Annotated in this window: 23 protein-coding genes; 12 read left to right on the forward strand and 11 right to left on the reverse strand. The window is 59.2% G+C overall.

Annotated elements, in window-relative coordinates:
* Positions 1-468: NF038132 family protein (locus B3V69_RS12540; RefSeq protein ID WP_296447027.1), on the forward strand; the 468-nt coding region annotated here is incomplete at its 5' end.
* A 650-nt stretch (positions 469-1,118) separates the two neighbouring features.
* Here the strand turns inward: B3V69_RS12540 and B3V69_RS12545 are convergent.
* Positions 1,119-1,274, reverse strand: a complete 156-nt coding sequence (locus B3V69_RS12545) for a DUF3096 domain-containing protein (protein WP_296447029.1) — start codon at positions 1,272-1,274, stop codon at positions 1,119-1,121.
* Positions 1,275-1,924: 650 nt separating this feature from the next.
* Between B3V69_RS12545 and B3V69_RS12550 the strand changes: the two genes are divergently transcribed.
* Positions 1,925-3,202 carry an NRAMP family divalent metal transporter gene (locus tag B3V69_RS12550; RefSeq protein WP_296447031.1) on the forward strand — a complete coding sequence of 426 codons (1,278 nt, stop codon included), beginning with the start codon at positions 1,925-1,927 and terminating at the stop codon, positions 3,200-3,202.
* A 105-nt stretch (positions 3,203-3,307) separates the two neighbouring features.
* Here the strand turns inward: B3V69_RS12550 and B3V69_RS12555 are convergent, their stop codons facing one another.
* The 6 genes from B3V69_RS12555 to B3V69_RS12580 form a co-directional block, all read right to left on the reverse strand.
* The gene (locus tag B3V69_RS12555) at positions 3,308-3,703 is read right to left on the reverse strand and encodes a universal stress protein (RefSeq protein WP_296447032.1); all 396 of its coding nucleotides are present in this window, start codon (positions 3,701-3,703) and stop codon (positions 3,308-3,310) included.
* A 153-nt stretch (positions 3,704-3,856) separates the two neighbouring features.
* Positions 3,857-4,222, reverse strand: coding sequence for a ribbon-helix-helix domain-containing protein (locus B3V69_RS12560; RefSeq protein WP_296447033.1), 366 nt, complete (start codon positions 4,220-4,222; stop codon positions 3,857-3,859).
* A 63-nt stretch (positions 4,223-4,285) separates the two neighbouring features.
* On the reverse strand, positions 4,286-4,867 hold the full coding sequence (locus tag B3V69_RS12565) for a DJ-1/PfpI family protein (protein WP_296447035.1): 582 nt from the start codon (positions 4,865-4,867) through the stop codon (positions 4,286-4,288).
* A gap of 143 nt (positions 4,868-5,010) precedes the next feature.
* The gene (locus tag B3V69_RS12570) at positions 5,011-6,255 is read right to left on the reverse strand and encodes a nitronate monooxygenase (protein WP_296447037.1); all 1,245 of its coding nucleotides are present in this window, start codon (positions 6,253-6,255) and stop codon (positions 5,011-5,013) included.
* A 127-nt stretch (positions 6,256-6,382) separates the two neighbouring features.
* The gene (locus B3V69_RS12575) at positions 6,383-7,405 is read right to left on the reverse strand and encodes a 3'-5' exonuclease (RefSeq protein ID WP_296447039.1); all 1,023 of its coding nucleotides are present in this window, start codon (positions 7,403-7,405) and stop codon (positions 6,383-6,385) included.
* An 82-nt stretch (positions 7,406-7,487) separates the two neighbouring features.
* A complete protein-coding gene (locus B3V69_RS12580; RefSeq protein ID WP_296447040.1) occupies positions 7,488-8,273 on the reverse strand; it encodes an IclR family transcriptional regulator domain-containing protein in 786 nt (261 codons plus the stop codon).
* 127 nt (positions 8,274-8,400) lie between these two features.
* Between B3V69_RS12580 and pobA the strand changes: the two genes are divergently transcribed.
* On the forward strand, positions 8,401-9,591 hold the full coding sequence (gene pobA, locus B3V69_RS12585; protein WP_296447042.1) for a 4-hydroxybenzoate 3-monooxygenase: 1,191 nt from the start codon (positions 8,401-8,403) through the stop codon (positions 9,589-9,591).
* Between the two features lie 22 nt (positions 9,592-9,613).
* Positions 9,614-10,546 carry a CoA transferase gene (locus tag B3V69_RS12590; RefSeq protein ID WP_296447044.1) on the forward strand — a complete coding sequence of 311 codons (933 nt, stop codon included), beginning with the start codon at positions 9,614-9,616 and terminating at the stop codon, positions 10,544-10,546.
* Positions 10,547-10,583: 37 nt separating this feature from the next.
* Here the strand turns inward: B3V69_RS12590 and ispF are convergent, their stop codons facing one another.
* Positions 10,584-11,066, reverse strand: a complete 483-nt coding sequence (gene ispF / locus B3V69_RS12595) for a 2-C-methyl-D-erythritol 2,4-cyclodiphosphate synthase (protein ID WP_296447045.1) — start codon at positions 11,064-11,066, stop codon at positions 10,584-10,586.
* 1 nt (position 11,067) lies between these two features.
* Positions 11,068-11,835, reverse strand: a complete 768-nt coding sequence (ispD, locus tag B3V69_RS12600; protein ID WP_296447046.1) for a 2-C-methyl-D-erythritol 4-phosphate cytidylyltransferase — start codon at positions 11,833-11,835, stop codon at positions 11,068-11,070.
* Between the two features lie 133 nt (positions 11,836-11,968).
* Here ispD and mfd point away from each other — a divergent pair, with 133 nt between their 5' ends.
* The 8 genes from mfd (at position 11,969) to B3V69_RS12640 (ending at position 22,789) form a co-directional block, all read left to right on the forward strand.
* The gene (gene mfd / locus B3V69_RS12605; RefSeq protein ID WP_296447047.1) at positions 11,969-15,487 is read left to right on the forward strand and encodes a transcription-repair coupling factor; all 3,519 of its coding nucleotides are present in this window, start codon (positions 11,969-11,971) and stop codon (positions 15,485-15,487) included.
* Positions 15,488-15,552: 65 nt separating this feature from the next.
* Complete coding sequence (locus B3V69_RS12610; RefSeq protein ID WP_296447048.1) at positions 15,553-15,897, forward strand: antitoxin; 345 nt, start codon at positions 15,553-15,555, stop codon at positions 15,895-15,897.
* The gene (locus B3V69_RS12615) at positions 15,894-16,328 is read left to right on the forward strand and encodes a type II toxin-antitoxin system VapC family toxin (RefSeq protein ID WP_296447050.1); all 435 of its coding nucleotides are present in this window, start codon (positions 15,894-15,896) and stop codon (positions 16,326-16,328) included. The genes B3V69_RS12610 and B3V69_RS12615 overlap by 4 nt, the downstream gene beginning before the upstream one ends.
* Positions 16,329-16,369: 41 nt before the next feature.
* Positions 16,370-17,080: a phosphoserine phosphatase SerB gene (gene serB, locus B3V69_RS12620; RefSeq protein WP_296447052.1), complete on the forward strand. Its 711-nt coding sequence runs from the start codon at positions 16,370-16,372 to the stop codon at positions 17,078-17,080.
* Positions 17,081-17,210: 130 nt separating this feature from the next.
* On the forward strand, positions 17,211-17,825 hold the full coding sequence (locus B3V69_RS12625; RefSeq protein WP_296447054.1) for a class I SAM-dependent methyltransferase: 615 nt from the start codon (positions 17,211-17,213) through the stop codon (positions 17,823-17,825).
* 196 nt (positions 17,826-18,021) lie between these two features.
* Entirely contained in the window at positions 18,022-19,944 is a 1,923-nt protein-coding gene (locus B3V69_RS12630) for a PrkA family serine protein kinase (protein ID WP_296447055.1), read from the forward strand.
* 33 nt (positions 19,945-19,977) lie between these two features.
* Complete coding sequence (locus B3V69_RS12635) at positions 19,978-21,246, forward strand: YeaH/YhbH family protein (RefSeq protein WP_296447056.1); 1,269 nt, start codon at positions 19,978-19,980, stop codon at positions 21,244-21,246.
* A gap of 7 nt (positions 21,247-21,253) precedes the next feature.
* A complete protein-coding gene (locus B3V69_RS12640) occupies positions 21,254-22,789 on the forward strand; it encodes a SpoVR family protein (RefSeq protein WP_296447058.1) in 1,536 nt (511 codons plus the stop codon).
* A 27-nt stretch (positions 22,790-22,816) separates the two neighbouring features.
* On the opposite strand, the gene B3V69_RS12645 is transcribed toward B3V69_RS12640, so the two are convergent.
* Positions 22,817-24,421 (reverse strand): alkaline phosphatase D family protein, encoded by a 1,605-nt coding sequence (locus tag B3V69_RS12645; protein WP_296447061.1) that lies wholly within the window; start codon positions 24,419-24,421, stop codon positions 22,817-22,819.
* A 347-nt stretch (positions 24,422-24,768) separates the two neighbouring features.
* On the reverse strand, positions 24,769-26,135 hold a 1,367-nt coding region (locus tag B3V69_RS12650; protein ID WP_296447063.1), incomplete at its 5' end, for a catalase.

Here is a 26,135-nt window from a genome sequence, read left to right on the forward strand (position 1 = left end):
GCTTCGTTCGTGGAGTATGCGTGGGCGGCACTGTTCGGTGGCGCCAGCACCTTCGACTCCTACCTGTTCACCGCGCGCACCACCACCAGTGGCGACACTGTGCCGGGCTTCGGGCTGCCAGGGCTCGGTGCGGGCGTTTCGCTCAATCCTCCGTCCACGGCGATCATCGTCGGCGGTCCGGCGTTCTCGCCGCTTGGCGGCTCCTCGAGTGGCTGCTGGAGCACCGGTTGTGGTTACACCGGCTGGATCCAGATGAATTACACATTCACAGTAGGCGGCGACTACTCACTGAAGTTCGGTGTCACAAACTGGGACGACACGGCCTTCGACAGCGCGTTTGCGGTCGCCGGCGTGGCCATCAACGACGTGCCAATTGACGACGACAAAGTGCCGGAGCCTGCCACGCTGGCGCTCGTCGGCGTCAGCCTCGCCGCGCTCGCCATCGTGCGGCGTTGGCGTCAGGTCTGATCCTCGGGGTCTTCGTGCATCCAACGGCGTCGCGGGTTTCCGCGGCGCCGTTTGCATTCCGGCGGCCCGCTCGGCCGTCACGCTCTACTCGTACGTCGCCCGCCGAACCTCGCCCGGCTGGAGTCGCTGCCTGCCAAGGCTAAGTAGAAGGCGTGAGTATCCCGCCAGTTTGAGCCGTCGTTCAGCGACACTCGATCCAATTGCCGGTGCGGATGCAGAGTTTTCCAGTCGGACCCATCAGAGTCGCGCCCGTGCCGTTGTAGCGGTTCCCGAGATTATCCCAGCAGCCACCTGCATCACATGTCGTAATCACGCTCGGGGCGCTGGGAATCCCAATCGTTGGGGCTGCAGGTGCCGTCTTGACCGGTGCAGCGGCTTTGCGGTCTGCACCTATTGAGATGGGTTCCTGCATAGTTGGTGCCCTACCTGACCCTGCATAGCACTCTTGAAGGACCCGGGTCTTGGCAGCCGCAGTCGCATCCACGTTGCCACCACGGACAGTGGCATCGTAGTCTCGCATCGCATCATTGCACACCTGCAAAATGGCTTTTGGGGTCGGCTCATGAGAGCATGCAACCAAACAGTCTGCTGCCAATAACACGGCAACAAAAATCCGCATTTTCATTGTCATCAGCTGTGATCAAACTACTCTAGGTAAGGTGAAACGCCCCGGTACCAAACAGGCCGATCAGTCCGATCGCGATCAGATAAATGGCCACGATGAAGTTCAGGAGCTTGGGCATGACCAAAATAAGAATCCCTGCCAAGAGGGAGATCATTGGCGTCAGACCGAGGTGAAGGTTCATGAAATCTCCAATATTATTGAGTCACAACAGTAACACTGTCTGAATTATGTGCCTTCGCCCAATCACCAGTTGTTATGCGCTATAGAATCCCTGCCACCGAGCGTTAGATTCGGAACACCGTTCAGGGGCAGTCTATTTTCTAAGACGCTGATATGGATAGAGATACAACAATCCCTTCCGGCTTGATGCCTCGCGACGGGCTCCCCGAACCAACTCCGCCAACGAAAAGCCACCCGGTGATAAAAATCCTTCTTGGGGGTTTCCTATTCGTCCTTGTGCTCGTGCTTGCAAAGCGATTTTTGTAAACGACGTGACAATCTTGACTAGCTTTGGCGAAACGTGACAAGCGAAGACGGGCCTAAGTCATTGATAAATAAGAGTTTTATTCCCTGTTAATTCGTAGACCCCTGGTTCGAGCCCAGGTCGAGGAGCCAAAAACAAGAAACGAATCAAGCACTTAGCCCTTTGGGTTAGGTGCTTTTTCCACTTTCGGGTTGCTCTACCGCAACGCGGTGGGTTCTGCATTGAATGGGTCTGAAAATCCCAATGAAGGCCACTGCAACCTGCAAAGCAGCACGTGAAACTCAGGAAGACTCGTCGTTTCCCGCGTGCATGTTATGGTCGCCGCAAATTCATCTACTGAAACAACAATGCGTAACGCCGAAGCTGTGCCTCAAGACCGTAAAGACTCGTTGCTCAAAAAGCTCGGCCCAGGACTCATCACAGGCGCGGCTGACGACGATCCAAGCGGGATTGCCACCTATTCGCAAGCTGGCGCACAGTTCGGCTTCAACATGCTATGGACGGTTCTGTTCACCTACCCCTTGATGGTCGGAATTCAAGTGGTCAGCGCCAGAATCGGGCGCGTGAGCGGCCATGGACTTGCCACCAACATGCGCCGACATTACCCGGCGTGGCTTTTGTACAGCGTGGTCGGACTTTTGCTGATCGCCAACACGATCAACATTGCGGCCGATGTCTCCGCGATGGGCGAAGCATTGAAATTGATCGTCGGCGGACCGGGGCAACTGTACGCAGTGGCATTCGGCGTTGTATCGTTGCTGCTACAAGTATTCATCCCTTACCGGCGCTATGTTCGCATCCTGAAATGGCTCACGCTGGCTTTGCTGGCGTACGTGGCCACGGTGTTTGTCGTGCACATCCCGTGGTCACAGGTACTGGTCAGCGCGCTGGCGCCGCACATGTCCTGGAAGTCCGGGTACATCACGACCGTCGTGGCCGTATTCGGCACGACGATCAGCCCCTACCTGTTTTTCTGGCAGGCGTCGCAGGAAGTCGAAGACCAACTGGCAGATCCACGCGCTCACCCATTGATAAGGGCTCCGCATCAGGCGCCGGCCAACTTGAGACGCATCAAGATTGATACGTATATTGGCATGGGTTTTTCGAATCTGGTGGCCTTCTTCATTATTTTGACGACGGCCGTGACGCTCAATCTGCATGGCATCACCGATATTCAAACGTCGGCGCAAGCGGCAACAGCGCTGCGTCCGATTGCCGGCGAGTTTGCGTTCATGCTGTTTGCCGCTGGCATCATTGGCACCGGATTGCTTGCGATTCCGGTCTTGGCTGGGTCTTCCGCTTACGCCATGGCGGGTGCCTTCAAATGGAAAAACAGCCTTGAACGCGCGCCGATGAGGGCTAAGCAGTTCTACGGCATCATCGCCATCTCGACGTTGATCGGCATTGCGCTGGGCTTCACGTCCATCGATCCGATCAAGGCGTTGTACTGGAGTGCCGTCATCAACGGCGTCATTTCAGTCCCCATCATGGCCGTGATGATGTTGATGGCAGTACGACCTGAAATTATGGGGCAGTTCGTCATTACAACAAGGCTGAAGGTAATGGGCTGGCTGGCGACGCTTATGATGGCAGCCGCGGTTTGCGCCATGCTTTTGACCATGTGAGGTGCAAAAAATGACCGAATCAAGCACTTAGCTTGCAAGCCTGGGTGCTACTTTCATTACCAGTCAAACTGCATACCGACCTTCGGTCAGTATGTTGACGAATCGTCACCCAACCGACTTGACTGCCAATACAGGACAGGAAACGGAAAGAAGAAGCTCTTGGGCCACACTGCCCATAATGAGTTTACCCACAGGGGAACGTTTTCTCAGGCCAATGACGAGCAAGGAAACTTGCAACGACTCGACCAAGGCTTCAATTTCCTCGACGGCATTTTTGCCTCGAACATACTGTTTAACTTCTGCGCTGAGACCCGTGTTAGCCAGCATCTGTTCGATTCGCTCGAAGTCTTGAGCATCGGCAAGGGATGGATCTTCTTTGCTCCCACCGGGGCTGGCGTTGACCACGACCAGATGCTCATTGCGACTTTTCGCAATTTCGATACCTTTGTCCAGGGCAGCTTGCCCCTCGGGACGTGGCACATAGGCTACAAGTATTGTCATGAATTCTCTCCAATTGTTTTGCAGATATTGCTGAAGTAAGAAGCACAAGTATTTTCTTGAGATTCTCTCAGAGTATGGCAAAAAAGCTATCAATATCCACGGCTCTTGCGGGTTATGCCGCGCCCTTGCGTCCCCAACAGCCAGAACCGGCAATCAGCTGGCGCTGACTTCCACCAGGCTGGGACGCAAACCCCGGAGCACGGCGTGCGCGTTGAGCGACCTGATCGGTATGCTGACATCACTTGGAATGCGCTGATCCACCTGCAAGGCCAGATAGCGCAGGCCACAAACCCGTAAAAAGCTTGAAAAATTGGGGATGTCGCCGCGGTGCTCCAGCAGTTCGTCGTAGAGCTTGGACAGCAATTGCGGCACGCTCATGCCATCGCGGGTGCCAATTTCCTCCAGCGTGTCCCAAAACAGGTTTTCGAGCCGAACACTGGTGACCACCCCGTGCAGGCGGATGCTGCGCGTGGTGGCTTCATAGCTTTGCGGATTGGCGCGGACGAAAATTTGACACATTCCAGTCTCCTTCGCGTATCAGGAAAAGTAGCCCCGTAGCATACGCGTCGGGGCATGTGATAGCTAGTGAGAAATTTTCGTGCCCAGCAGGTCCATGAACTGCGACAGCCATGCCGGGTGCGCCGGCCAGGCGGGCGCCGTGACATATTGACCGTCGGTGACGGCGGCGTCGATGGCGATTTCGGCGAAGATGGCGCCCGCGAGTTCCACTTCCGGGCGACAGGCGGGGTAGGCGCTGATGCGCTTGCCGCGGATGAGGCCGGGCACGGCGGCCAGCACTTGTGCGCCGTGGCAAACCGCGGCAATCGGTTTGCCAGCGTCAGCGAATTCTTTGGTGATGGTCAGCACGCGTTCGTTGAGCCGCAAATACTCAGGTCCGCGCCCGCCGGGGATCAGCAACGCGTCGTAATTGGCGGTGTTGACCTCGGCAAAGTTGGCGTTCAGAACAAAGCGGTGGCCGGGTTTTTCGCTGTAGGTCTGGGCACCTTCAAAGTCGTGGATCGCCGTCATGACGTAGTCACCGGCTTTTTTGTCGGGGCAAACCGCGTGCACGGTGTAACCGACCGCGAGCAAGGTTTGGAACGGCACCATGGTTTCGTAGTCTTCACCATAGTCGCCACACAGCATCAAAATTTTCCTGGTCATCACAATCTCCTGAAAAGTTGGAGATGCCAGTTTGCGGCGCGGGCACGCCGGATGGGTAACAGCGCATTACTACGGCGCTAGGCGTTTTCCCCAGGCAACCCTGCTATACAACAGGGCTGGCTTCACAGATTTCGACCCGCCGATCAACCCGGCAAGGCGACTTTTTGGTCGACGCTGAACTGGTAATCCTTGAAGATGTGCTCAGCACTCAGCGTCTGATAGCTGCCATCTGCCAAACGGCGTGTCGTGTCTTTCAGGCGATAGGTGGTGTGCCCGCAAGTCCAGCAGTTGTAGTTGCGCATGTGGGTGCACAGACAGGTCTTGTCCATGACCGAGATCGTCTTGGCGTCCGGATGCAGGGCCACTTCGCGGTTGTAGGCCGTGATGTAGGCGCAGTTGCCGTTGCCGTCAAGCAAGTAGCCGTAGGACTCGCAACCTGGACGAATGCCCGAGCCAATGGCTGGCGTGTTCCTGAGCATGCGCATCGGGTAACCAGTCGGCGAGATGGTGTTGACGATGATGTCTTCCTCGCTGGCCCTGAAATACTCCTGCTTGACCTTGTCCGGCAAACCGCATTCATTGGCCACGGTAAAACGCGTTGCGACTTGCACCGCTGCCGAGCCAGTTTCCAGAAATGACACGGCATCGCTGCCGGTAAAGATACCGCCCGCCGCAATCACCGGAATATCAAGCTGCTCAGTCTTCAGGTACTGCACAATTTCAGCGATGATGGTGGCCAGGTCGTATTGCGCCCAGTCCATGCCAAAACCCAGATGGCCACCCGCCAGGGGGCCCTCCACAATCACAAAGTCGGGCAGCCGATTCAGTTTTGCGTTCTTGCGCAGAAATAGTTGCAGCGCCCGCACCGACGAAACGATGATGCCGAGCTTGGCATCACGAAACCGCGGGTGATCTGCCAGCAGTCCAAATGAGCCCAAGTGCAAACCAGCGCTCAAGGTAATGCCGTCAATGCCAGCGTCCAGCGCCGACGCCATGCGCACTTGCAGCGTCTCACGCGGCGCGTTCATGGTCAGCTTTTCCATGCAGTTGACGAAAACCAGGCCCTCGCCGCGCTTGGCCTGCATGGTGGCGTCGACGTGCCGTCGGGTTGCGTCGGCCAACACGCCCAGATCGAACTTGATGCTGGACTTGTCGGAGTTGTCCAGGTTGTACTTGTAGAACTTGGTTTTGTCCTTGACGAAACTGGTGTCAAAGCGCCGGTCGGAAACGTCAGGCACCATGGCGTCCGAAATATGTCCAATACCGCCGAGTCGCGCGGCTTCGAGCGCCAGTTCGGCGGTTGAAATATCAACGCCCATGCCCCCGACAATAATAGGGACAAACTCTTTTTTTCCAAACTTCAGGCGAAAGTCATCAACACGTTTCATCAAAATCCTTGGGCGTTCCGCCACCCCTGGCGACCCTCTTGGCCAACGGCCCAAGCAAGCCCAGGGAGAACGGAAAATCGCAAGCCAGACTGGCCTCGCGTATCCATAATTCTACCCCGCCAATATGTCAAATCTGTCGGTTTGACAATTCCCCTGCCCGGCTTGAGTACTTGGTGTCGGCATTCAGTTTTTCCACCTGTACACGTGCCAGACGGCCACCATAGACGGTCGATTTGAGCCACTCGAATTCAGCCATCAACTGAGCCTCATCAGTCAGTCGCGTATGCCACACTTTTTGGTCGGAATTCCAGCGGTAGGACCGTGCTTTGAGCAGATCTTTGGCTTCAAACGGTGCACCGGTCGCCTGCAGCCGGTAGCTCGATTTGCCGCTTGCTGCAATGATTTCCGCCAGGCCGCTTTGTTTGGAGGTGAGCAGTTGTTCGCCCAAGACTGCCAGCAGCGCGTGGCAGTCCACTTCAGCACGGTGGGCGTCATAAAACCAGCCTTTCTCCATTGCCAGATACTCCAGCTTGGCAGAACCGTGACCTTCCTTCTTCCAGTCAATGTCGGCGAATGAGCAGCCCCACGGCAATTGCGCAAAAGCGGGAATGCGCGCTTCGCAAAAAGGACGGTCAAAGCCGGCGTTGTGGGCAATTACCAGGTCCGCGCCTTCCAGCACGGTGGCAATGCGCGCTTCGTCCAGGTGCCGCCCCTTGACCATCTCGCTGGAAATGCCGGTAATGGCCTGTATCTCTTTGGAGACAGGCATGCCAGGATCTTCCAGCTCGTCGTAGACCAGTACATCACCCACGGGCAAACCGGTCGTGGTATCGACATCGACCCGCAACATCGCCAATTCGATGATCTTGTCGCGGGCGTGATCCAGGCCGGTAGTCTCGGTGTCGAGCACCACAACCCGAACGACCGGTCCTTGCGGTGTGCGATCAAAGTGACGCACTGGAAGCAGACGGCGCAGTACCCGATAGTCGGGATGGCGCGCCAGCGTTGCCGCCATCGCTTCGGCATCCGGGATAGCGACGGACTGTGGCGTTGGGGCGCGCTGGGTTTTTTGCCGGGTTTTTGGTTTGACCACGAGTGCCACAGGCACGTCAGCGGTGTCAAAGCCAAGCGGGAGTTGCGGGTCGCTCACGTGGATCTTTCAGATTGGAGTTGGTTCAAGCGGGCATTACACCGCACTCCGTGCACCCGGAAGTTCAGGCACCGCGCGGCACCTATAAAAGAGGCCGCAATTCCCGCGCCGCTTCAAACATCAAAGGCAGTAAATCCCGCTGCATGGCCAGCGTTGACAGTCGGCTTTGGGACGCCACCACATTGAGCGCCGCCACGGTCACCCCCTTGCTGTTGCGCAGCGGCACCGCCAGTGCATGCACGCCCAGTTCATGCTCCTCGCTGGCCAGACAAAAATCGTCCTGGCGAATTTTGTTGATGAGCGTGCGAAACGCCTTGGAATCCGTGGTGGTCAGGGGCGTCATGCGGGCCAGGTTGCGCCCCTTCATCCAGTCGCTGAAGGCGGTTTTGGTCTTGGCGGCCAGCAACACCCGCCCGGTGGAAGTTGCGTGCGCCGGCAATCTGGCGCCCATGTGCAGACCATAGGCAATCACGCGACCGGTCCCGGTCGGGGATGCGTTGCGGTCATTGCCGCTGCGCGCCACGATCACCACCTCGTCGGCGTCCAGCACCACGGCCGAAAACGACTCTTGCGCCTGCACCGCCAGCCGGTTCAAGGTGGGTTGAATCGCGCGCGGCAAGCGGGAGGACGCCAGATAGCTGCCGGAGAAGCGCAGCACCTTGCTCGACAACCAAAAATAGCTGCCATCGGTCTCCAGGTAGCCAAGGTGCGCCAGGGTGAGCAAATGACGCCGCGCCGCCGCGCGCGTGATGCCGGCTCGCGCGGCGGCCAGCGTGGCGTTGAGGCGCTGGCGTTCGGTATCAAAACTCTCCAGCACCGCCATGCCCTTGGCCATGCCTTCGATGAAATCCGCTTTGGCTATGGTCATCCAAGCTTCCTCGATTGGTTGCGCGACTATCGCGCACTGAGTGCAATCATCGCACAATTAATCGGAATCGTTCTTTGCAAAAGGTGTCTAGGCACCTAAAGTTGACGCATTCATCACAGGAGCCAACATGCGAACGCGAACACAGGTTGCCATCATCGGCGCCGGTCCCTCGGGGCTTCTTCTGGGTCAACTGCTGCACAAGGCCGGTATCGACACCCTCATCATGGAGCGCCAGACCGGCGACCACGTACTGACCCGCATCCGCGCCGGCATTCTGGAGCAGGTTTGCATCGACCTGCTGGACGAAGCGGGCGTGGGCGAACGCATGCACCGGGAAGGCCTGGTTCACGGCGGCATCGAGATGCTCTACAACGGCCAGCGCCACCGCATCGACATGAACAAGCTGACCGGCGGCAAAAATGTCATGGTCTATGGCCAGACCGAGCTGACCCACGACTTGATGGACGCCCGTGCCAGCGCTGGCCTGACCACGGTGTATGAGGCGCACAACGTGGCCGTGCACGACTTTGACAGCAAGAAGCCGCGCGTCACCTACGAAAAAGACGGCCAGAAGTTCGAAATCGACTGCGATTTCATCGCTGGCTGCGACGGCTTTCACGGTGTGTGCCGCGCCAGCGCCCCGCGCAGCGCGATCACCGAATTTGAGAAGGTCTACCCGTTCGGCTGGCTGGGCCTGCTGTCCGACACGCCGCCGGTGCACGACGAACTCATCTACATCAACAGCCCGCGCGGCTTCGCCCTGTGTTCGCAACGCAGCAAGACGCGCAGCCGCTACTACCTGCAGGTGCCGCTCACCGACAAGGTGGAAGAGTGGACCGACGCCGCGTTCTGGCAGGAGCTGCGCCTGCGCCTGGACGAGGAAGGCCGCAACAAGCTGATCACCGGCCCGTCCATCGAGAAGAGCATCGCCCCGCTGCGCAGCTTCATCACCGAGCCGATGCGCTTTGGCCGCATGTTCCTGGCGGGCGACGCCGCCCACATCGTGCCGCCGACCGGCGCCAAGGGCCTGAACCTGGCCGCCACCGACGTGAAATACCTCTCCAGCGCCATCATCGAGTTCTACCAGGACAAGACCGAGGTCGGCATCGATACGTATTCCGAACGCTGCCTCAAGCGCATCTGGAAGGGCGAGCGCTTCTCGTGGTGGTTCACCCAATTGATGCACCGCTTCCCCGATGACGGCGCCATCGTCGCCAAGTTCCAGCAAGCCGAGCTCGACTACCTGATCCACTCCGAAGCGGGCTCGCGCACCATCGCGGAAAACTACGTCGGCTTGCCGCTCGATTTCGGCGCCTGAACGATGCTGCTTTAATAGCGACATGACCTCCACTCCAAACGCGACCACCTCCCCACCTCCGAGCCCACTGCGCCCATTGCGCGGGGTGCGTGTGCTCAGCCTGAGCCTGAACCTGCCCGGCCCGGCCGCCTTGATGCGCTGCCAGCAAATGGGCGCCTCCTGCGTCAAGCTGGAGCCGCCACCGCCCGCCGGTGCGCCAGCTGGCACGTCGGGCGACCCCATGGGTTTGTACAACCGGCCCGCCTTCGATGCGCTACACCAGGGCGTGCGCGTGGCGGTGGCCGACCTCAAAACCGAAAAAGGCCAGAAAGCCCTGCACCGGGAGTTGGCCAAAGCCAATGTTCTGCTGACCTCCTTCCGCCCTTCCGCTTTGCGCAAACTGGGACTGGACTGGAAAGGGCTGCACAAACAGTACCCGGCGCTGTCGCAGGTCGCCATTGTGGGCGCGCCAGGCGCGCGCGCCGAAGAGCCGGGACACGATCTCACCTACCTGGCGGAGAACGATCTGATTGGTGGACTCGATCTCCCCCCTACCCTGTATGCCGACATGGGCGGCTCGCTGATGGCCTCCGAGGCCGTGTTGAAAGCGGTGCTGCTTCAGCTGAAAAGCGGCAAGGGCAGCTACCTTGAAGTGGCCTTGTCAGAAGCGGCTGGCTACCTGGCCCTGCCGCGCAGCTGGGGGCTCACGCAACCGGGCGCTGCGGTGGGCGGTGGCCACGCCGGCTACCGCGTCTACCCCTGCAAGGACGGCCGCGTGGCGGTGGCCGCGCTGGAGCCCCACTTTGCCAAATCCTTGTGTGCCGCGGCCGGGATTCAATACGCCAATATCCTGACCATGTTGTCGCCCCCCACCCATCAGGCGTTGGCGGCCTACCTGCTCAGCATGACGCGCCAGGCACTCGATGCACTGGCTATTGGAAAAGACATTCCGCTCCATACGCTACCAAAACAATAGCTGCTTGCGCATAGTAGACGGGGGCTAGAGGCTGTTTTTACTTAAATGGGACGAGCAGCACCACCGCCCTCGCCTCCATCGCCTGACCGAGACCGACCGGCCCCATTTTTTCTGCGGTCTTGGCCTTGACGTTGACCTGATCCACCTGCACCGCCAGCGCCAGCGCAATCTGGACGCGTATGGCCGGGATAAAAGGCATCAATTTGGGCGCCTGCGCAATCACGGTGCTGTCCACATTGCCGATCTCGAAACCTTTTTCGCGCACGCGACGGGCCGCCTCGGTCAACAGCACCCGCGAATCAGCGCCCTTGAAACGCGCATCGGTGTCAGGGAAATGTGTGCCGATGTCGCCCAGTCCGGCGGCGCCCAGGAGCGCGTCGGTGATGGCATGCAGCAGCACATCCGCGTCTGAATGGCCCAGCAGACCCAAGTGAAAAGGTATCTCCACGCCCCCGAGGATGAGCTTTCGCCCTTCCACCAGAGCGTGTACATCCCAGCCCTCGCCTATTCTGAAATTCATGTCATTCGCCTTTCAAACCTGTCGTCGACGGGGTCATGGGGAGCGCGCTGCCACGTGAACGCGCGATCAACACGGCTTGCGCCAGCGCGAAGTCCTCGGGGTAGGTCACCTTGAAGTTTTGCGCGCTGCCCGGGACCAGCAGCGGGTGCAAGCCCAGGGCCTCCATGGCGCTGGATTCATCGGTCACCTGGTCGCCCGCCAGTCTGAGCGCGTCCGCCAGCGCGCCGATGCGAAACATCTGCGGCGTCTGGGCCAGCCATTTGTCACTGCGGTCAAGCGTGCCCGCCACGCGGCCCGCGACTTCACTTTTCAGCGTATCGGGCAACTTGTGCGCCAGCAGACCACCTACGTCGTCTGCCGCACAGGCGTCGATCAAAGCGTCAATTTGCCCGGGCGTGATCAGGCAACGCGCCGCGTCGTGCACCAGGACCCAGTCGTGCGCCGCCGCACCTTGTTGCAGCAGAAACTCTAAACCATTAAAAACGCTGCTAGCCCTCGTGAATCCTCCACAGTTCGCTATTAAATAAGTAGCGATTTGGGATGCAAAGAAATCATCACCCTCGGCTACCACGACGGCGGTATTTGCAATTCGGCCAACGCTGGCAAAGGCCGCCAGGGTGTGCATCACCATGGGCTGGCCCGCCAGCAGCTGGTACTGCTTGGGCCCGTCGGAGCCGGCGCGGGAGCCCGTGCCGGCACACGGGATCAAGGCCCAAAAGCGGGGATCGGAGGTGCCGTCGGCGGGGGGATTCTTGGGGTAGTCAGTCATGGGCGTGTGCCCCATTCTAAAATGGGCGCAACAGCAGTCTGACACCCCCCGCTTCCCCGCGTGGGGTGTTTTGTATTTGTGTTTTTGAAATCAACGCGCAGGCACACTGACGCACCTGGTCATTAGGCGATTCATGGATTTACCCAAACTGCTATCTGGCAAACGCTACACGCTGCCGCGCCCGGTGGGCTCGGCTGACGCCTTGTTGCTCGCCCAATTGGGCCTGCGCGAGAAAAGCAACGGCAAGCTGACGGCCATCGTCACGGCCGACGCCACGGATGCGCAGCGTCTGATCGATGAGATGGCGTTCTTTGCGCCCGACCTACGTTGCGTGCTGTTCCCGGACTGGGAAACCCTGCCCTACGACACGTTTTCACCGCACCAGGACCTGATCAGCGAACGGCTGGCCACCTTGTGGCGTATCAGCCAGCGCAACAAGGAGACCGGCGCCGATGTGGTGATCGTGCCCGCCACCACCGCGCTCTACCGCTTGGCGCCGCCCGCTTTTCTGGCGGGCTACACCTTTCACTTCAAGGTCAAACAAAAGCTCGACGAGGCCAAACTCAAAGCCCAGCTGACCCTGGCCGGCTACAGCCACGTGTCCCAGGTAGTGAGCCCCGGCGAATACGCCGTACGCGGCGGGCTGATTGACCTGTTCCCCATGGGCAGCGCCGTGCCTTACCGCGTCGATTTGTTTGACGACGAAATCGACAGCATCCGCACCTTCGACCCCGACAGCCAGCGCAGCCTGTACCCCGTGCCCGAGGTCCGACTGCTTCCCGGTAGAGAATTTCCGATGGACGACGCGGCCCGTGCCCGCTTTCGCAGCCGCTGGCGCGAGCTGCTGGAGGGCGACCCGACCAAAAGCCGCATCTACAAAGACATTGGCAACGGCGTGGCGACCGCCGGCATCGAGTACTACCTGCCGTTGTTCTTTGAAGAAACGGCCACCGTGTTTGACTACCTGGGCGCGGAGGCGACGGTGGTGCTGCACGGGGATCTGGAGCCCGCCTTTCAGCATTTCTGGCAGGACACCCAAGAGCGCTACCGGCTGGTGCAGGGCGACCCCGAACGCCCGGCGCTGCCACCCGAGGCCTTGTTTTTGGGCACCGAGCAGTTCTATGCCCGGGTCAATCAGCATCCGCAACTGGCGATTAAATCCGTTCGGGCTGAGCCGGTCGAAGCCTCGCCAGGCCCTTCGACCAGCTCAGGGCGAACGGACTATGTGGGAATTGAGACGCTGCCCACACTCACCGTGGTGCGCGGTGCCGACGATCCGCTGGCCCGTCTAAAAGAGCACATTCGGCTTACGACGCATCGGGTGCTGGTCCTGGCCGAAAGCGAAGGCCGCAAAACCAGCCTGCTGGACTTTTTGCACGCCAGCCAGCTGAGCCCGCCGTCGTTCGATTCACTGGCGGAATTCGAGCACAGCGACGAAAAGGTCGGCATTGCCACCTCAGCCTTGAATACCGGCTTCGCATGGCTCGAAGCGGGCATCGATTTCGTGACCGAGACCGAACTCTTCGCCGCCGGGCCCACCACGCGTCGGCGCAAGAAACAGGAGCAGGTCAGCGATGTCGAAGCGCTCATCAAAGACCTGAGCGAGCTCAATATCGGCGACCCGGTGGTCCATTCGGCCCACGGCATTGGCCGCTACAAAGGTCTGATCAATCTCGACCTCGGGCAAGTGCAGGCCAATGGCGAGCCCGAGGTGCAGGAGTTTCTGCACCTCGAATACGCAGACAAAGCCACGCTGTATGTGCCGGTCAGCCAGCTGCAGCTGATCAGCCGCTACACCGGCGTCAGCCCCGATGAGGCGCCGCTGCACCGCCTGGGCTCCGGGCAGTGGGAAAAAGCCAAGCGCAAGGCCGCCGAGCAGGTACGCGACAGCGCCGCCGAGCTGCTCAACATTTACGCGCGCCGGGCCGCCCGTGAAGGCCATGCCTTCCGCTATTCGCCCAGCGACTACGAAACCTTCGCCAACGATTTCGGCTTTGAGGAAACCGCCGACCAAAGCGCCGCCATTCACGCCGTCATCCAGGACATGATCAGCCCGCGCCCGATGGACCGTCTGATCTGCGGCGACGTCGGTTTTGGCAAGACCGAGGTGGCTTTGCGCGCCGCCTTCATCGGCATCACCGGCGGCAAGCAGGTGGCCTTTCTGGCGCCGACCACCTTGCTGGCCGAGCAGCACTACCAGACGCTGGTGGACCGCTTTGCCAAATGGCCGGTGAAAGTGGCCGAGATGAGCCGCTTCCGCTCGGCCAAGGAAATCACCGCCGCCATGAAAGGCATTGCCGACGGCACCATTGACATTGTGGTGGGCACCCACAAGCTGCTGAGCAAAGACACCCATTTCAAAGACCTGGGCCTGCTGATCATCGACGAGGAACACCGCTTTGGCGTGCGCCACAAGGAGCAAATGAAGGCCCTGCGCGCCGAAGTCGATGTGCTCACGCTCACCGCCACGCCGATTCCGCGCACGCTGGGCATGGCCCTGGAGGGCCTGCGTGATTTGAGCGTGATTGCCACCGCGCCGCAGCGCCGTCTGGCCATCAAGACCTTTGTCCGCACCGAAGGCAACGGCGTGATCCGCGAGGCCGTGCTGCGCGAACTCAAACGGGGTGGGCAGGTTTACTTTTTGCACAACGAGGTGGAGACGATCGAGAACCGTCGCGCCATGCTGGAGGAGCTGCTGCCCGAAGCCCGCATCGCCGTGGCCCACGGCCAGATGCCCGAGCGCCAGCTGGAGAGCGTGATGCGCGACTTTGTGGCGCAGCGCTACAACCTGCTGCTGTGCTCCACCATCATCGAGACCGGCATTGACGTGCCCACGGCCAACACCATCGTCATGAGCCGTGCTGACAAGTTTGGTCTCGCGCAGCTGCACCAATTGCGCGGCCGGGTCGGCCGCAGCCATCACCAAGCGTATGCCTACCTGATGGTGCCCGATCTGGAAGGCCTGACCAAACAGGCCAGCCAGCGGCTGGACGCGATCCAGCAGATGGAAGAACTGGGCAGCGGCTTCTATCTCGCCATGCACGATCTGGAAATCCGCGGCGCCGGCGAGGTGCTGGGTGAGAACCAGAGCGGCAACATGTTGGAGGTCGGCTTTCAGCTCTACAACGAGATGCTGTCCGAGGCGGTGCGCTGCCTCAAGGCCGGTATCGAGCCCGATTTGCTCAGCCCGCTCAACGTCACCACCGACATCAACCTGCACGCGCCCGCCCTGCTGCCCGACGACTACTGCGGCGACGTGCATTTGCGCCTGAGTTTTTACAAGAAGCTGGCCACGGCCAAGAGCACCGACCAGATCGACGCACTGCTGGAAGAGATCGTGGACCGCTTCGGCAAGCTCCCGGCCCAGGCGCAAACACTGATCGATGTGCACCGCCTGCGCGTGATTGCCAAGCCTTTTGGCGTGCTCAAGGTCGATGCCGCCCCTGGCGTGATCACCATCACCTTCAAGAAGAATCCGCCGATTGATGCGATGAAAATTATCGCGATGATCCAGAAAAACAAACACATCAAACTCGCCGGTAGCGAGAAGCTGCGCATTGAGCGCGAGTTGCCGGAGGCCAAAGACCGGGCGCAGATGGTGCGCGATGTGCTGCGGGGGCTGGGGCAGCCGGTGGCCGGACAAACCGCCTGAAAAAGTTGTGCAGCATATGCTGCGGCATATGCTAAAGTTACACAACTGATATCAGGAGGTGCCCCATGTCCACTTCAATCCACACCCAAGCGCCAATCGCTTCAGAAACCATAGCGCCCTACGCAGTAGATACGGGGGCTAGAGCGGTAAAACTCTTCAGGAATGGCGCCAATCAGGCGGTCCGCATCCCCAAAGAGTTTGAGCTGCCCGGCACCCAGGCGTTGATGCACCGCGAAGGCAACCGGCTGATTTTGGAGCTGGTGCCCGACAGGCCCAAGAAAGGCACAGCTGCGGCCTTGGCCGCCGCCCTACGCGAAATGGCAGCCGAAGGCCCGATCGAGGAAGAGTTTCCAGATGTCGACGCAGGTCTACTGCCATTGGACGACATTGATTTGGAGAAGCCCCTGTGACAGCACCACACCTGTACTTACTCGACACCAACATCATTTCCCACATCATGCGCGATCCGATGGGCAGCGTTGCCCAACGCGTGTTTGCCCATGAAGCTCAAGAGGCACAAGGCGCACTGAGTGCGATTTGCACCAGCCTTATCGTCGAATGCGAATTGCAGTTCGGCTTGCACAAGCTCTCCAACCCCAAGTGGGAAAGGCAATACCACCGTGCCATGGCCAGCATACCCGTCGAAAACCTTGGGCCAGAGGTCGTTATGCATTACGCACACATCCGTTCCACTCTGGAGGGCAAAGGCCAGCCCATCGGCCCCAACGACACACTGATCGCCGCCCACGCCCTGGCCTTGGGCGCCACCTTGGTCACCGCAGACGCAGAATTCACCCGCGTGCCAGGCCTTAAGGTCGAAAACTGGCTGCAGCCCTTATAAAAACTGCGTAGGAAGCTACCAAATTAATAGCGAAAGCAACCATGAACTCCACAGAAATCGCCCCCGGCCTGAGCATTCAAGGCATCACCCGTCCCCTGAATCTGGCCGACTTCAAGCTCATCGCCTTTGACATGGACTCCACACTCATCAACATCGAGTGTGTGGACGAAATTGCCGATGCCGTGGGCCGCAAGGCCGAGGTTGCCGCCATCACCGAGGCCACCATGCGCGGCGAGATTGCCGACTTCAAGGAAAGCCTGCGCCGCCGCGTGGCCCTGCTCAAAGGGGTCAGTGTGACCAGCATGGAACAGGTCTACCAGGAGCGTCTGCGAATCAACCCCGGCGCCGCCGAACTGGTGGCGGCCTGCAAACAAGCAGGCATGAAAGTGCTGCTGGTCTCGGGTGGCTTCACGTTTTTTGCCGACCGCGTGCGTGATCGGCTGGGCATCGACTTCACGCGCTCCAACATGCTTGAAATACAAGACGGTGTGCTCACCGGCCGCATGCTGGATCAAGCCTGGGGCGATATCTGCGACGGCGCTGAAAAACGCAAGATGCTGCTGCAGACCTGCGAACAACTCGGCATCAGTCCCCGCCAAGCCATCGCCATGGGCGACGGTGCCAACGACCTGCCCATGATGGGCGAGGCGGGCTTGTCCGTGGCCTATCACGCCAAGCCCAAGGTGCGCGAACAGGCCATGGTCGCCATCAATTCAGGCGGACTCGACCGGCTGCTTGAAGTGCTCCTCTAGGACCGGGCTTTTTGGGAGACAAGGCCGGTGGAAATTGAAGCCGTTGCCGTGCGTGGCGCACTACACACCAGACCCCAACACCAAAGCGGTGCAATGCCCCATCCATTGATTCGTGCGTTAAAGTTGAGCCATGAGCAAAAGCGTTGAGTTCTTTGACCAGCAATTCCGTCACCAGTCAATGGATGCCGCACTTAAACTCAATCCATTTGAGGAACAGGCACTCCCCTACCTCAGCGGCGACGTGCTTGATTTTGGTTCTGGTATGGGTAATCTGGCCTTCGCCGCGGCAAAGAAAGGATGCAAAGTCACAGCCCTTGACGCCAGTTCCGTAGCCGTCAATCACATCCGATCTCGGGCCGCAGCGCAGGGAGCCACGGTTTCGGCCACACAAGCCGACCTACGCGACTACCGAATCGAAGGCACCTACGACTGTGTCGTGTCGATAGGCTTGCTGATGTTCTTCGACTGCCCGACCGCATTCAAGGTCCTTGCAGAACTGCAAGAACATGTTCGACCAGGTGGCTACGCTATCGTGAACGTGCTCATTGAAGGTACTTCGTACCTGGACATGTTTGACTCCGAAGCGCACTGCCTGTTTGCCCCGTCGGAAATGCTGGTCCGATTTTCGGAGTGGGAAATTGAACGGTCTGAGTTCAATGACTTCGAAGCACCCCACCAAACTATGAAGCGTTTCTCCACGGTCATCGCGCGCAAACCCTATGCGCGAGTGGAAGGTGGGACATAACACCGTCAGCCGCTGCTCGCGCTCCGAACCCGTTTTGGACCGGTCGCGATAAGCCATGAAGAGGCCCCGTCACAGGGGCTTTTTCTTGCCTTAAATTTCTCTGCAGCAAATTCGCGCAAGGACTATGATTAATCACGTCATTTGAAAAAACGCGTTTTCATCCCCAGTGAAACGCACCAATCAAAGGAGAGTCGCCATGAATGTCTTCGCGCGTTATCAGGGCCGGTTTGTGGCCGCTCAGGAAGAAGAAATGTCGATCCAGGATTACCTGGAACTCTGCAAGCGTGACGCCGCAGCCTACGCCAGCGTGGCCGAGCGAATGCTGATGGCCATTGGCGAGCCTGAACTCATCGACACCCGCAGCGACGCCAGACTGTCACGCATTTTTGCCAACAAGATGCTCAGGCGTTACCCGGCTTTTCGCGACCTCTACGGCATGGAGGAGGTGATTGAGCAAATCGTCTCCTACTTCCGGCACGCGGCGCAAGGTCTGGAGGAAAAAAAGCAAATCCTTTATTTGCTCGGCCCGGTCGGCGGAGGCAAATCTTCGCTGGCAGAAAAGCTCAAGTACCTGACCGAGATTGTGCCCATTTACGCCATCAAAGGCTCCCCGGTGCATGAGTCGCCACTGGGTCTGTTCAACCCGATGGAAGACGCGCAAGTGCTGGAGGACGACTTCGGCATTCCACGACGCTACCTGGGCACCATCATGAGCCCCTGGGCGGTCAAACGCCTGCATGAGTTTGGCGGCGACATCACACGCTTTCGCGTGGTCAAGCTGCGTCCCTCGGTGCTGTCGCAAATCGCGGTTTCCAAGACCGAGCCGGGTGACGAAAACAACCAGGACATTTCTTCCCTGGTGGGCAAGATTGACATCCGCAAGCTGGAGACCTTTTCGCAAAGCGACCCGGATGCCTACTCATACGCCGGCGGCCTGTGTCTGGCCAATCGCGGCGTACTGGAGTTCGTAGAAATGTTCAAGGCGCCGATCAAGGTCCTGCATCCGCTGCTAACCGCTACCCAGGAAGGCAACTACAAGGGAACGGAAGGGTTTGGCGCCATTCCTTTTGACGGCATGGTGCTAGCCCACTCCAACGAGGCTGAATGGTTGACGTTCAAGAACAACCGCAACAACGAAGCTTTTATTGACCGGATTTACATCGTCAAAGTGCCTTACTCCCTGCGTGTCTCAGATGAGATTCACATCTACGAAAAACTGGTGGCGAACTCCTCGCTGGTCAAGGCCCCGTGTGCGCCGGACACGCTCAAGATGATGGCGCAGTTCTCTATTCTGTCGCGCCTGAAGGAGCCCGAAAACTCCAGCATTTTCTCCAAAATGCGGGTGTACGACGGTGAAAACCTCAAGGACACCGACCCCAAGGCCAAGAGCTATCAGGAGTACCGAGATTTCGCGGGTGTGGACGAGGGCATGACAGGACTGTCAACCCGTTTTGCCTTCAAGATTCTCTCGCGTGTGTTCAATTTTGACCACCGCGAGGTGGCGGCCAACCCGGTGCACCTGATGTATGTGCTGGAGCAGCAAATAGAGCAGGAGCAGTTCCCCGCCGAGCTGGCCGAGCGCTACACACGCTTCCTCAAGGAATACCTCTCGCCGCGTTACGCCGAATTCATTGGCAAGGAAATCCAGACCGCCTATCTGGAGAGCTATTCGGAGTACGGCCAAAACATCTTTGACCGTTATGTGATTTACGCCGACTTCTGGATTCAGGATCAGGAATACCGCGACACCAACACCGGCGAAATCCTGGACCGTGGCGCACTCAACAACGAACTTGAAAAAATTGAAAAACCGGCCGGCATCTCCAACCCGAAGGACTTCCGCAATGAAGTGGTCAACTTCGTACTGCGGGCACGGGCCAAACACGACGGCCAGAACCCGGCGTGGACGTCTTACGAAAAACTGCGTGCCGTCATCGAGAAAAAAATGTTCTCCAACACCGAAGAACTGCTGCCCGTCATTTCATTCAACACCAAAGCCAGCGGCGACGAGCAGAAGAAACACAAAGACTTTGTCGACCGCATGATCAGCAAAGGCTACACCGAGAAGCAGGTGCGGTTGCTATGCGAGTGGTACTTACGGGTGCGTAAATCATCGTAAGCCAAGGCCAGGTGAACTGAACGGGAGCATCACATGACGGTGCGGATCATTGACCGCCGGTTCGACAGCAAGCACAAGAGCTCAGTCAATCGCGGGCGCTTCATTGATCGCTTCAAGGGGCAGATTCGCAAAGCCGTGGCCGACGCCATCAACAAGCGCGGCATTCGCGACATCGACAACGGCGAAAAAATAGGCATCCCCGGCAAGGACATCGCAGAACCCCAATTCGAACATGGTCGCGGCGGCGTCTGGGAGACGGTGCGCCCAGGCAACGACCGCTACAGCAGCAAGGACCAGGTGGACCGCCCCAAAGAAGGGGGCAGTGGACAGGGTCGCGGGCAGGCTAGTCAAGATGGTGAGGGGATCGACGAGTTCATCTTCACACTGACCAAGGACGAGTTCCTGGACATCTTCTTTGATGAGCTGGCGCTGCCCAACCTCGTCAAGCAGCAACTGGCCCATGTCGAACAGTACCGCCGGGTGCGCGCCGGCTATACCCAAAGCGGCGTGCCCACCAACATCAACCTGGCACGCACCATGCGCGGTGCGGCGGGTCGGCGCATCGCCGTCGGGGGGCCATACGCGGCCCAGCTGCGCGCCCTTTTGGCTGAGCTGGAGGAGCAGACCGACAAGCTGGCGCCCGATGACCCCGAGCTTGAGCGCCTGCGCCGCGAGATTGAGCGTCTGCGCACCAAGATGGAAAATGTGCCCTTCGTGGACACCTTCGATCTGCGCTACAACAATCGCATCCGCGTGCCCCAGCCGAGCACGCAGGCGGTGATGTTCTGCCTGCTCGATGTCTCGGGCTCCATGGACGAGGGGCGCAAGAACATCGCCAAGCGGTTTTTCATGTTGCTCTATCTTTTTCTCACCCGCAATTACGAACGCATCGAGGTCGTTTTCATCCGTCACCACACGGTCGCCAGCGAGGTCGATGAGGATGAGTTCTTCACCTCGCGTGAGTCGGGCGGAACGGTGGTCTCCAGCGCCCTGGAACTGATGCACAAGATCATTGCCGACCGCTATCCGAGCAGCCTGTGGAATATTTATGGCGCGCAAGCCTCTGACGGCGACAACTGGAACGATGACTCCCCACGTTGCCGCGAACTATTGGCGGAAAAGCTGCTGCCGCTGACCCAGTACTTTGCCTACATCGAAATCACGGACGGGCCGGCCCAGAACCTGTGGGAGGAATACGCAAAACTGGAGGCCGCCCACGCCAATCACTTTGCGATGCGGCGCATCGCCACGGTAGCCGATATTTACCCCGTGTTTCGTGATCTTTTCAAACGACAGGTCTAGGGGTCCTATGGCGAAAAAAACAAACCCTGTCCTGCCCGTCGGCTCCGAATGGACCTTCGCGGCGCTTGAACAATACGACCAGGCCATTGGCCGCGTCGCCGCCAGCTACAAGCTCGACTGCTATCCCCACGTATTGGAAGTCATCAGCACGGAGCAGATGATGGATGCGTATGCGTCCATCGGTATGCCGGTGTACTACCACCACTGGTCCTTCGGCAAGCATTTTCTGGCCACGGAGAACCGCTACAAACGCGGGCAGATGGGTCTGGCTTATGAAATCGTCATCAATTCGGACCCCTGCATCGCCTACCTGATGGAGGAAAACACCCTGCCCATGCAGGCTTTGGTGATCGCCCATGCGGCTTATGGGCACAACTCGTTCTTCAAGGGCAATCATCTGTTCAAACAGTGGACCAGCGCCGATGCCATCGTGGACTACCTTGTGTTTGCCCAGCAGTTCATCGCCCGCTGCGAAGAGCGACACGGCGTTGCTGCGGTTGAGCGAATGCTTGACTCATGCCATGCGCTGCTGAGTATGGGCGTGGACCGTTTCAAGCGCTCGCCCCGGCTCTCATTGGAAAAAGAGACGTTGCGTCAACAAGAGCGCGCGGACTATCTCCAGGCCCAGGTCAATGATTTGTGGCGAACCTTGCCGCCCCACCCGGAAACCAGCCGGACGGAGCAGGAAGCGCGTTTTCCGGCCGAGCCGGAAGAAAACCTGCTCTACTTCATTGAAAAGAACGCGCCTTTGCTGGAGCCCTGGCAGCGGGAGGTTGTGCGCATTGTGCGCAAGATTGGGCAATACTTCTATCCGCAACGCCAAACGCAGGTCATGAACGAAGGTTGGGCCTGCTTTTGGCACTACACGCTGCTCAACACCCTGTACGACGAGGGCGCCCTGTCAGACGGCTTCATGCTGGAGTTCCTTCAGTCCCACACCAACGTGGTGTACCAGCCACCGTATAACAGCCCGTATTACACCGGCATCAACCCTTACGCACTGGGTTTTGCCATGTGGCGAGACATTCGCCGCATCTGTGAACACCCGACCAAAGAAGACCGTGAGTGGTTTCCCGACATCGCCGGGTCAAACTGGCGCGAGACATTTGAATTTGCCATGCAGAACTTCAAGGACGAGAGTTTCATTGCCCAGTACCTCTCGCCGCAGCTGATGCGTGAGTTTCGCTTCTTCTCGGTGCTCGACGATGACGCGCGCGACAAGTTGCAGATACAGGCGATTCACGACGACAGCGGCTACCGGGCTTTGCGCAGCCAGCTGTCGGACCAGTACAACCTGGGCAGTCGCGAACCTAATATCCAGATCTGGAACGTGGACCTGCGCGGCGACCGCTCCTTGACCCTGCGCCACTTTTCCCAACAGCGTAGATCATTGGATGAATCCAGCAAAGTGGTGCTGGAGCATGTGGCCTACTTGTGGGGTTTCACGGTGCGCCTGGAGAGCCAGGACAACGAAGGCAAGGTCGCATTGATTGCCGAGCGCATGCGGGAAAAGCGCACGGGCCACGCGGGTTCCAGCCCTTGAAGGACGGGGAACCATGAAGCGCCAAGGTCAAGTCCTCTCGATCACCGGGCGACCGCTTTGCACCACAAAGCTTGCCAGCGTTTCAATCTTTGTATCCCGGCTCGTCACCTCGTCCACGACGCGCAAAGTGGTGTTGAGTTGCTTGGGAGTGAACTCCACCACGCCATAGCCTTTGCGCTGTGCGTCTGCAAATACAAAGTGCGGGTTCTCGGCCAGGCGCTCGGCCGTTTTGGCGTTGCCGCCCGAGCGCGAGGTGATGCTGGTGCCGCAAAACTCCACCCCCACACTGGCGCTGGCGGGGTCGGCGTAATCGGCCTTGACGTGGCCCACCCAGTTTTCGTGGACATCCCCACCCAACAACACCGGATTCGGCAGCGTGTGCTTGCGCAGTGAATCGGTGAAGCGGCTGCGGGCGGCGGCGTAGCCATCCCAGCCGTCGTTCCAGAACGTCTGGCCCGGACCCACTTTGAAATCGCGCTGCCCCACCAGCGTTTGCTGGCCGACCACATTCCAGCCGCTATCGCGGGCCTGGGATTTTGCGAATTCATCGTTCAACCAACGCTCCTGCGGCAAGCCCAGCAGGCTGCGCTTGGGGTCGTTCCATTGCGGGCACGCGGCCGGGTTCAGCGAGCTGGAACCCAGGGCACCACCCGTGTTGCAGACCTGCGGGTCTTTGTATTGCCGGGCATCCAGCAGATACAGGGACGCCAGCTGGCCATATTGCAAACGGGTGTAGATGCGCATCTCCGCGCCGCTCGCAAGCCCAGCCACGGCCTGCGTCAGCACCGAGGCGCGAATCGGCATGTGTTCGTAATAAGCCTGGTAGGCCGCAGCCCGGCGTGCCAAAAAGTTCGCTGGGGAGGACGGGTCGGCAAACCCGCTGTTGCCGGCTTGCAGTCCGGCATAGTCGTTCTGCACCTCATGGTCATCCCAGGTCATCAGCCACGGACAGGCGGCATGCATCGCCTGCAGATCGGCCTCCCCTTTGTACAGCGCATAACGTTGGCGATAGTCGTCCAGCGTCAATACCCAGCCGCCCGACGGCGTGCGCACTTTGCTGCTCTTGCCGGGATATTCGTAAATGTAGTCACCCAGAAACATCACCGCGTCCAGATTTTCTTCACGCATATGGCGCCAGGCGGTAAAAAAACCGTCCTCCCACTTCTGGCACGAGGCGTAACCCAGTCGCAAGCTGGCCACCACCGCGTCTGGCTTGGGGAAGGTGCGCGTGCGCCCCACCGGGCTGACGGCGTCGCCCGCCATGAAGCGATAGAAGTACCAACGGTCAGGTTCCAGACCGGCCACCTCCGCATGCACCGAATGCGCCAGCTCCGGGCTGGCAAGTGCCTGCCCGTTTTGCACCATGCGCGTGAACTTGTCGTCGTGCGCCACCTCCCAATGCACCGTGACCGGATCGCGCCCGAGGCTGGCGCCAAACAAACCCGGCACATGCAGGCGGGTCCACAACACTACCGAGTCAAACGTCGGCGAGCCACTGGCCACGCCCAGCGTGAAAGGGTTGCTGGTCCACCGAGGTTGGCTCCAGGCGCTACGCGGCAGCCACAAGCTGGCGGCACTGGCGCCGACCAGCTGGAGCAGGCGGCGGCGGTTCGTCAATTCAGGGGGGTTCATGGATATGTTTGGCCTTGTTCTCATAAACAACCAGGCAAATTGTGGCAGAACCCCCCAGCCACGACCTGCTGTGCGCCTGGTCTATGACTTCAGACGGCGCAGCTCAAAGGTGATTCGCTCGATCTTGGCGTCCCGCGGGTTTCGCAACTTCGCCAACTACCGGGCAAGGATACTGTTTCATTGTGGCAAGTTGAACTTGGCGACGGTCTAGGAAAAAATCACAGTGGAATTAACGAAGCTCCCATTTTCTATCCCTCGAGCCGAGCCACACATGCCGCTTGCACAAAATTCGCAGCAGCTTTCTGTACCTGTCTTCACCCTTTCGTTCAGGCTTGGATTTTTTCATGTTATGCCAAGGTTCGAACGGACTTCTCCCGATCCCATTGGCGCGTCATGGCGGCTGCAATAAATTCGCTCCTGTCGTTGGCATCCAAGACGCCGGCGTCGTGTCCGACATTTGCTGCTTTCATCAGCGCCTGCCCCCCTTTATCGACGGCGATGGCCTTGAGGTGACCGAAAGCATCACGCACGAAATCGATCGCGGCGCTTTCCATTGACAGTGCTTTTGCGCCTTCCTCGGAGAGGATGGCTGCGACTGCGTCGAAGAGCACAGATGGTGTTCCCGCCAATTGTCCGTCAACCGCCAGCATCGTGCCATCGGCAAGCTTCGCGCCGCTGATTTTGGGCGCGATGATCTTGACGCTGGCGCCCGCATCGACTGCGGCCTTTTTGATGTTCGTGATGGCGGTGCCGTCCGAGCCATCCGCAATCAGGATGCCGACCGCGCGCCCCGCGAGCGTGGCTTTCATCTTGCCGATGATCTGCAATGCGGGCGACAATTTCATCTGCTGCACGGGCGCTGCGGCTACTGGCGCATCGGGAGTTTTGTGGAGCCCAAGACCTGAGGCGACCCGGTTGGCGAGGTCTTCTTCGATATGGCGCAAGTGGCCAACCATGGCTTCGCGTATGTGCCGATGTTCGACCTTGGAAAGCTCGAATACCAACGCCGAGGCGATATGCGCCTGTTCGTACGCAGTCTGGCTGAGATAGAACTGCCGCGCCTGGCTGTAGTGGTCGGCGAAGGCCTTGGCGCGGATGCGGCTTTTCTCGCCCGTTTCAGTGCTCGCATCGCTATGAAAGCCCTTGGGCGTTTCGCGTGGCGCGTCTTGAGACAAGGTGTTAGGGTCATAGGCGACCCGGCCCGCCGGTTGTGCCATCTGCATGTGTCCATCGCGTTGCTGGTTGGCGAACGGGCACCTGGGGGCGTTGACTGGGATCTGGTGAAAATTGGGCGAACCCAGCCGCGAAAGCTGCGTGTCTAGATAAGAGAATAAACGACCCTGCAACAGGGGATCATTCGAGAAATCGATGCCGGGCACGACGTGAGAAGGACAGTAAGCCACCTGTTCGGTCTCAGCGAAGAAATTGTTCGGCCAACGATCCAGCACCATGCGTCCGATGACTTGCAAAGGCACGAGTTCTTCGGGAATAAGCTTGGTGGCGTCCAGATGATCAAACGGGAATCTGTCTGCTTCTTCCTGCGTGAAAAGTTGTACCGAGAATTCCCACTCCGGAAAATATCCGGCTTCGATGGCCTCGAACATATCGCGGCGGTGGAAGTCTTGATCAGCACCCGAGAGCTTGACGGCCTCGTCCCAAATAGTGGACTGCAAGCCGAGCTTGGGACGCCAGTGGAATTTGACAAAGGTCGATT

This window comes from Rhodoferax sp. UBA5149 (genome assembly GCF_002413825.1).
Lineage (GTDB): Bacteria > Pseudomonadota > Gammaproteobacteria > Burkholderiales > Burkholderiaceae_C > Rhodoferax.